Source organism: uncultured Cyclobacterium sp. (genome assembly GCF_963976465.1).
Classification (GTDB): Bacteria; Bacteroidota; Bacteroidia; order Cytophagales; family Cyclobacteriaceae; genus Cyclobacterium.
On the sequence record NZ_CAXBOC010000278.1, the window covers coordinates 1 to 7422 of the forward strand.

The 7422-nt window shown below is 40.4% G+C and carries 10 protein-coding genes, 1 tRNA gene and 1 pseudogene; 5 read left to right on the top strand and 7 right to left on the bottom strand.

Features of this window, described 5'->3' with window-relative positions; translation table 11 throughout:
• Positions 1–191: 191 nt before the first annotated feature.
• The 3 genes from merTP to AAC037_RS15260 form a co-directional block, all read right to left on the bottom strand.
• Positions 192–866: a mercuric transport protein MerTP gene (gene merTP / locus AAC037_RS15250; RefSeq protein ID WP_339903786.1), complete on the bottom strand. Its 675-nt coding sequence runs from the start codon at positions 864–866 to the stop codon at positions 192–194.
• Entirely contained in the window at positions 863–1237 is a 375-nt protein-coding gene (locus tag AAC037_RS15255; protein ID WP_073094083.1) for a metalloregulator ArsR/SmtB family transcription factor, read from the bottom strand. The genes merTP and AAC037_RS15255 overlap by 4 nt, the downstream gene beginning before the upstream one ends.
• Positions 1238–1333: 96 nt before the next feature.
• Positions 1334–1891 carry a C2H2-type zinc finger protein gene (locus AAC037_RS15260; RefSeq protein ID WP_339903787.1) on the bottom strand — a complete coding sequence of 186 codons (558 nt, stop codon included), beginning with the start codon at positions 1889–1891 and terminating at the stop codon, positions 1334–1336.
• 208 nt (positions 1892–2099) lie between these two features.
• Between AAC037_RS15260 and AAC037_RS15265 the strand changes: the two genes are divergently transcribed.
• Complete coding sequence (locus AAC037_RS15265) at positions 2100–2423, top strand: hypothetical protein (RefSeq protein WP_339903788.1); 324 nt, start codon at positions 2100–2102, stop codon at positions 2421–2423.
• A gap of 12 nt (positions 2424–2435) precedes the next feature.
• On the opposite strand, the gene AAC037_RS15270 is transcribed toward AAC037_RS15265, so the two are convergent.
• From AAC037_RS15270 to AAC037_RS15285, 4 genes are all read right to left on the bottom strand, one after another.
• Positions 2436–2669 (bottom strand): hypothetical protein, encoded by a 234-nt coding sequence (locus AAC037_RS15270; protein ID WP_339903789.1) that lies wholly within the window; start codon positions 2667–2669, stop codon positions 2436–2438.
• A gap of 117 nt (positions 2670–2786) precedes the next feature.
• A complete protein-coding gene (locus AAC037_RS15275) occupies positions 2787–2918 on the bottom strand; it encodes a hypothetical protein (RefSeq protein WP_339903790.1) in 132 nt (43 codons plus the stop codon).
• A gap of 64 nt (positions 2919–2982) precedes the next feature.
• A complete protein-coding gene (locus AAC037_RS15280; RefSeq protein WP_339903791.1) occupies positions 2983–3246 on the bottom strand; it encodes a hypothetical protein in 264 nt (87 codons plus the stop codon).
• Positions 3247–3547: 301 nt separating this feature from the next.
• A tRNA-Ser gene (locus AAC037_RS15285) sits at positions 3548–3636 on the bottom strand.
• Positions 3637–3982: 346 nt separating this feature from the next.
• Here AAC037_RS15285 and AAC037_RS15290 point away from each other — a divergent pair.
• The 4 genes and pseudogenes from AAC037_RS15290 to AAC037_RS15305 form a co-directional block, all read left to right on the top strand.
• Positions 3983–4594, top strand: coding sequence for a fumarylacetoacetate hydrolase family protein (locus AAC037_RS15290; protein ID WP_339903792.1), 612 nt, complete (start codon positions 3983–3985; stop codon positions 4592–4594).
• Entirely contained in the window at positions 4581–6449 is a 1869-nt protein-coding gene (locus AAC037_RS15295; protein WP_339903793.1) for a M23 family metallopeptidase, read from the top strand. The genes AAC037_RS15290 and AAC037_RS15295 overlap by 14 nt, the downstream gene beginning before the upstream one ends.
• Positions 6450–6503: 54 nt before the next feature.
• Positions 6504–6953 (top strand): thioredoxin-dependent thiol peroxidase, encoded by a 450-nt coding sequence (gene bcp / locus AAC037_RS15300; protein ID WP_339903794.1) that lies wholly within the window; start codon positions 6504–6506, stop codon positions 6951–6953.
• Positions 6954–6963: 10 nt separating this feature from the next.
• Positions 6964–7422: pseudogene (locus AAC037_RS15305) on the top strand (hypothetical protein); the annotation flags it as partial.

Sequence of the window (7422 nt, forward strand, 5' to 3'; positions counted from 1 at the left end):
CCTTTTGTTTCTTTCAAAACCTTGTAGAGATGACTGGCACAACCGGCACAGGTGAGCCCGGTGACTTTGAGCTTAACTGTCTCACTTTTCTGAATAGTTTTGACGGTTTTTGAGGATCAGCAGATTGTGCCATTCCATGTCCTGCAAGCAAGAAGATGAATGCTAGGCTGAAAATTATGGGTTTCATTTTTCTATTGATTTAAGGTTTCTTCTTTTATAATTTTCTTGCCAGTGACTTTATAGCCAGTGGCTTCCTCCACCGCAGTTGCCAATTGCTCAACAGATACTTTTGATTGATCAAACTTTACCAATGCAATACCGTTTTCGTAGGAAGAAGAAGCTTCGAGAACGCCTTCGCTATTATTAAGTGCTGCATTCACGCTATGCTCACAACCGGTGCAGGTCATGCCTTTGATACTAAGCTCAGCATTCAGAATATCATTGTCACTTACCTTGATAACCTTATCTGCATTGCTGTTATTTGAGAAAAAGATGCCGGAGTAAGTCGGAAAAGCAAGCATCAATACCGCAAAGACGGTAACGATTCCCAGAAACTTCTTAGACTGCCAAAAGGAAGGACGCTCATCGTCCCCGCCTGCCGGACGGGCAGGTTCACAGGCACAATCGATTTCCTCCTGTGTCCTGGGTTTTAATTTCTGATACCAGGCAAACCCCAATACCAAAACTGTAAGGCCTATTAAATAAGGTCTGAAAGGTCCCATCCATGAAATGGACGAAGCAATGCCTCCAATCCCTGCCAACGTGGCAAAAACGGGGGTGATGCAACAAAGGGATGCAGTAAAGGCTACCAACAAACCGGCTCCTATACTTTTGGAAGATGAGTTTGATTTATTTGAATTACTCATATTACTTGTTCTTTTTTACTGCCATTAAATAAACTTGCTAACACAGGTCTGATTACCTGTATATTCTCTTCTACCAAAGAATAAAACACTGTTTGTCCCACCTTCTCACTGGTTACAAGACCTCCTTCTCTCAATTTCTTCAGATGTTGGGAAATGGCAGGCACGGTCATTTCCAAAATGTCACTCAGGTCGCAGGGACAAAGTTTGGTTTCTTTGCTAAGTAGGTAGAGAATTTTTAAGCGGACTTCATTGCCCGACAGGCTCAATGCCTTAGCTACGGTAGCTATTGATGGTGTTACTTTGTTAATTTCTTCTTTGCACTGTTGGATCTGTTCAACATCTGCAAAAACCCGGATACACGATTTACTCATACTTCTTTAATATTTAAGCAACTACTTAAATAACGAAGATAAGAAAATAAAGGTTTAAGCAAATGCTTAAATAAAGTGAATTTCAAAAAAATAACTTTAATGCAACTTCGTATGCCAGTTCAATGCTTTTACAGAATGAAAGCCCTTTCCGCATTCTCTACACAGGAAGTCTTGATTACTTTGCTCCCTTATGCTATTTTTTACAGGCTTAAAAACAGGTCTTTTCTTTGTAAAACGTTGGTTTTCCGCCACTTTTTCAACAAATAGCTCAGCATAGCTGTAGCCCGTAAACGCCAGTACTCCGGACAAAAATACTTTGGTGAAAGCAGCGATTAATTCTGGTTCGAGTAATGTAAAAGGATTGTAGTATAGCAGGTTGATAATAAAAACGAAAACCGCATATAGAGCAGGCTTTCGTTTGATCACATGGATGGTAAATACCAGAATGGTCAGGTCAAAGCTAATGGCATAGAAGAGCGCATAAAAATTCTTCCAGACTTTATTGCCTTCAAATGGCGACACATTGTAAAATAACTGGTGAGAGTGCATGATCATAGGGATGGTACCTGCGATCACTACGATGAAGATGAACTTTCTGGAGTAGAGAAAAGTCTCAAATCGCTTAAATGCTCCTATTTTTCTGTTTTCTTTCATTTTTTCTAGGTTTCTCAAACCACATCAAGAGTTGGTCCAATGATGCCATCTTTTGCTAAACTCTCGCACCCCTTTTGAATCTTGCCACCTCATTGCCATAGGATTTGTTCTCATAAATGATCGCGGTTTCCCACTGGCCTTTGAAAGTTTCCATCAGCATCTTTTCCAGTCTGCGGATGCCTAGAGCCTGGTTGGGTTTTGCCCGTTTATGGGTTTTGTCCAGGGAATAAAAAGTACGAACATTGCCATCGTAGAACCAGACAATGCATTTCGTCAGTGCCTCCCGCTGCATTTTTTCACTGAGCATAGGCTGGTTGTTTACGTTTTAAGTTTTTCAGATGTAAACAGCGTTGTAAACACTGCTGATAGGCTTGATTCAGGGATTCATCCCGGTATCCGGCCAGCCTTTTCTGCTGAATCCGGAAGAGCTGTAAACGGGTCTTTTCCCGGAAGCGACCCTTATTCTGTTCATGCTGTTGCCATTCACTCTTTACCTGTTGAAGCAGCAACTGGTTCCTTATTTCAATTTTGAGGGTTTCCTGCTTCACATACCATTGCCAGGTCTTTTTGAAGCCGTTCCGCTCGTTGTTGGGATGGAAGTAGATATGGGGTTTAGCCACCTGGCCACCATATTGACCCGGTTGAAAGCTGTATCCTGGTACTTGAGCCAGTCTTTTTCAGTTGCATTCGATTGAAGCTTGCCGTAAACCGACTCCCAAATCAGGTTAAGGATTTCCCTTACTTCAGGCTCGGAAAGAATCAAGTCGGGATACAGCACTTTTCGGGCATAATCCCAGAACTGCCGGATGAGTGAAAGTAAGAAAATGCGCTCCGCCCCGGCCTGTTGTTCCTGTTTTTCGGCTTTACAATGCCTTTCAGGAGCTTTTACTTGCCTTTATGAGGCAGGGTTAGCATTTTCCTCCGTGTTCTTGTCTTGTTCATGTTGTGTTCCTGTGGCCTCCGATTTATCGAGGCCATTCCTGTGACCGTAGGGAACTCCGCTTTTTTGAGTTCCTGACTTATCCACTTTGCTATTATTATTTAATTGTTCTTGTTGTTCATGAACTAAAGGGTGAAAATTTTTCGCTTTTTCATAAGAAAGAGAGGCTACATCCCCGATTTTCACCACAGTTAGTGGATAACTTTGCCATGCCTAGTATAACCGGATTTAGCCAGATTTCTACACCTCCTTTGCCTCTATGTTCCTCTTTGGTAATGAAACCCGATTGTTTCAGGCGTTCTTTATGATTGATATCATTTTGCTCTTCCATTCGCTGACATTTTAAAAGTTTGGAAATAACTTTTAAACAATCTTTTAATAGAATCATTATTTCTTTTTTATCAGAAGCAGTCATTGGTCTTTTTAGGTATGACTGGGGAAAAGTAAATGACTAAATTAAAATTACATTCTTATTAAATTCCAGGACACTCCCACTCAATGGTTGTAATGAAAAAAAAATTGTTGTTGGAAATAATTAGATCTTAGCACAAAATTTTTATTTTTTTTGCAAATTCCAGCTAATAAAAAGAAAGAAAACATAATTAGAATTGAACGGTAGTGGTAAAAAAACAGATCAATTCGCCCCTGGATTCGCCCCTGATTAAAAAAATTAAACCCTAACTTATAGATAACCAATAAATTAGGGTTTTATCCAGTAGAGAGTGGGGGATTCGAACCCCCGGTACGCTATTAGGCGTACGACAGTTTAGCAAACTGCTGGTTTAAGCCACTCACCCAACTCTCTAAGTATTGGTGAAGCATTTAAACTATCAATTTTGATTTTAATAAACCTTTTATACTATCCTAAAACAGGATAAATACGGGCTTTCAAAACCATAACTAAATATCAATTCCGACCGCTTCCCGATCAGTGATGCAAATATAAACCAATATTCTTCAATTTAACAAAACCAAAACAAGAAAAAAGGGGACTTTTTTATCGCTTTAGCCGGAAATGAGGGCTAATTGATTTTAAGCCAGCAGGATAAATTCTAAAACAATTTCTAAACTTTTTCCCGATTAAATAAAGCCTCTTTTAAAATCAACCTATAATCCCTTTCTTTGCAACCCATACTATTATTTCTTTGAAGATGAAAATAATTGCCATAGGCCGAAATTATGCGGCACATATAGAAGAGCTTAACAACGAAAGACCCGAATCACCGGTTGTATTTATGAAACCGGATACGGCCTTGTTAAAAGACAATGCCCCTTTTTATCATCCTGAATATTCTGACAATATCCACCATGAAGTGGAATTGGTCCTTAAAATAAACAAAGAAGGCAAATACATTCAACAACAGTTTGCCCACAAATATTACAATGAAATTGGAATTGGCATAGACTTTACCGCCCGTGATTTGCAGCAAAAGTGCAAGGAAAAAGGCCTACCCTGGGAAATTGCCAAAGCATTTAATGGCTCAGCTCCATTAGGCCAATTTAAACCGATCAGCGATTTTCCTGATATTTCCAATATCAACTTTCACCTTGACATCAACGGGGAACGGCGCCAAACAGGAAACACCTCACTGTTGCTATTTCCTTTTGATGTAATAATCGCCTATGTGTCTCAATTTTTCACCTTGAAAACAGGTGACCTTATCTATACAGGAACACCTGCCGGAGTAGGCAAGGTGAACATTGGAGATAGACTGGAGGCATATGTGGAAGATGAAAAATTGTTGGATTTTGAAGTTAAATAATTCCCTATACACCTTACTATTTGTATTGCTTGCCTTTGTCTTTCTCTCACAAACTCAGAAAGGCTATTACCTCTTTCCTATCAAACCCGGTGAACAAAATTTCCTGGCCGGAAACATGAGTGAAATCAGGAGCAATCATTTCCACACAGGGCTTGACATAAAAACAGAAGGTAGGCAAGGATTGCCTGTACACGCTTCAGCCGAAGGATATGTTGCCAAAATCAAAGTCTCGTCATTTGGTTATGGCAATGTACTTTACCTCAATCACCCCAATGGTACAAGCACTGTTTACGCCCATCTGAAGAATTTTGCCTCCCCTATTGCGGAATACATGCAGCAAAAAATCTACGAAGCCCGAGAAAATGAATTGGAATACAATCCTGAACCTGGCGAGTTGTCCATTTCTCAAGGGGATACCATCGCTTATTCCGGCAATACAGGATCTTCGGGTGGACCGCACCTACATTTTGAAATCCGAGATTCCCTCAACCGAGCAATTGATCCATTACATGCCGGTTTTAGGGAAATCGTAGACAACACCTCCCCCATCGTACGAAGGGTAGCCATTAGTCCTTTGACTCCCGAAAGCAGGGTGAATGGCATGTATCGCAGGCAAGAATTTTCTTTGATCTACAGCTCCGGTGCTTTTCAAGTGCAACCAACCATTAAAATCTCCGGCAAGGTGGGCATTGAAATCCTTGCTTATGACCAGCTGGATGAGATGTACAATAGAAACGGCTTCCCAATCTTTGAAATCTATGATGCGGATAAAAAAATATTTAGAGCCGAAGTCAATGAAATAGATTTTAACATAGGCCGACATATTCTCCTACATACCTATCGGAATCGCTATACGCGCTTGTATATAAAACCCAACAACAAGTTTTCATTTTATGAGCCGGACACTGTTTTAAGTGGGGCCATTTCCGCATTACCCGGTGAAGAAAAGTCCATTACGGTTAATCTATTGGATGCCTATTCTAATGCCTCCAAACTGAAAATTGAGTTTTTAGGTGAAATAGCACCTACTACCCTAAAGGGTACCAATTACACCTCAGGAAAACAACAAATCGCATACCTGGAGAATGTTTTAATTATTAACAGTAGTGAAGCAGAAGCCGGAGACCTGGCTCAAGTTCATGTTCATGGGCTAAACATGGAATTGCCTTATGCCTATGCAGGTAAAAATAAACGCACTTACCTATGGGACATGGCTTTGGGAATTCCCGACTCGATTAATCTATGTTCTGAAACCATTTTCCCGGGAGTGAATGCCAAAATTCCTGCAGGAAAGGAAACGCTTATTGACAATGGAGAGGTGAAAATTCTTTTTGAGGAAGAAAGCCTTCTTGAAGACCTTTATTTAAGGGTCGATACTTTTGAAGACAAAGGAATGAAAGGCTTGAGTTTAAATGATCAGTTTGATTACCTTTGGAATTCGATTTCTGTGAAGGCAAATATGGGGGACTATATGGGGGACAAGTCAAAAACCCATATGTACCAATTGTATAGAAATGGTCATCGAAAATTTCTGGGAGGAAAATGGGAAGGGCAATTCATTAATTTCAATACCAGGGTTTTAGGAAATTTTGTATTGGCAACGGACACCATTCCACCTACCATTCGTCCCACACGGGTCAATGGAAGGGAAATAAGGTTTGTGATCAAAGACAGTTTATCTGGAATTAAGGATTTTGAAGCCTGGGTGGATGGAAAATGGACACAGATGAAGTACGAACACAAGCAAGCTGTTATTTGGTCTGCCCCACTTCCCGGAACCACTTTAAAAGGCGAAGTAGTCTTAAAAGTAAGAGATCGAGCAAATAACGAGGCCATTTATAATGGAAAGATTTAATTTATTCCGATATTTAAGCCCTTAAATCAATAATCAAACAATAAAGCCACAACTATGTCATTAGAAGTAGGCCAAACGGCACCTGAATTTGAGTCCAAGGACCAAGATGGGAACCCTATCAAGTTGTCCGATTTCAAAGGTAAAAAAGTAGTTTTATACTTTTATCCCAGAGACAACACCCCTGGATGCACAGCCCAGGCCTGTAACTTGAGAGACAATTATGAAAGTCTTCAGAATGCTGGTTATGTAGTGCTCGGAATAAGCTCGGATGCAGAAAAATCTCATAAAAAGTTTATTGAGAAATTCGATTTACCATTTCCATTGATCGCTGATGAGGACAAAAGCGTCCATGAAAAATATGGTACCTGGGTAGAGAAAAACATGTACGGTAGAAAATACATGGGAACTGCGAGAACCACATTCATTATTGATGAAGAGGGAATAATTGAAGAAATTATTTCCAAAGTAAAAACAAAGGAACACACCAATCAAATTATTAAATAATTCCAAATCAATGGAAAAAAAATCAACTGAACAATTAGAAGCAATTGGCTCCCAGGTAAGAAGAGATATTTTACGAATGGTGCATGCCTGTCAGTCAGGTCACCCGGGAGCATCTTTGGGCTGTACTGAGTTTTTCGTCGCCCTGTATTTTGACCAAATGACGAATAATCCGGAGTTTGACCTTGATGGAACCGGTGAAGATCTATTTTTCCTATCAAACGGACATATTTCCCCAGTATGGTACAGTGTTTTAGCCAGAAGCGGTTATTTCGATACAAGTGAGCTGAAAACTTTCAGAAAATTAAACAGCAGGTTGCAAGGGCACCCGGCTACAGAAGAAGGCCTACCGGGTATAAGGGTAGCTTCAGGTTCGTTGGGACAAGGTTTATCCGTTGCCATTGGTGCAGCGCTTTGGCTAGTAGGCTTCGCCTTGTTCACGGCCATAGCAGGCTCTGTACTGGGTGCAATC

What these genes read in the sequence shown, in the direction of transcription:
- AAC037_RS15255 (WP_073094083.1), bottom strand. Translation starts at nt 1,237, where the DNA reads ATGAGTAAATCGTGTATCCGGGTTTTTGCAGATGTTGAACAGATCCAA.
- AAC037_RS15280 (WP_339903791.1), bottom strand. Translation starts at nt 3,246, where the DNA reads ATGACTGCTTCTGATAAAAAAGAAATAATGATTCTATTAAAAGATTGT.
- AAC037_RS15265 (WP_339903788.1), top strand. Translation starts at nt 2,100, where the DNA reads ATGGGTTTTGTCCAGGGAATAAAAAGTACGAACATTGCCATCGTAGAA.
- AAC037_RS15290 (WP_339903792.1), top strand. Translation starts at nt 3,983, where the DNA reads ATGAAAATAATTGCCATAGGCCGAAATTATGCGGCACATATAGAAGAG.
- AAC037_RS15260 (WP_339903787.1), bottom strand. Translation starts at nt 1,891, where the DNA reads ATGAAAGAAAACAGAAAAATAGGAGCATTTAAGCGATTTGAGACTTTT.
- bcp (WP_339903794.1), top strand. Translation starts at nt 6,504, where the DNA reads ATGTCATTAGAAGTAGGCCAAACGGCACCTGAATTTGAGTCCAAGGAC.
- merTP (WP_339903786.1), bottom strand. Translation starts at nt 866, where the DNA reads ATGAGTAATTCAAATAAATCAAACTCATCTTCCAAAAGTATAGGAGCC.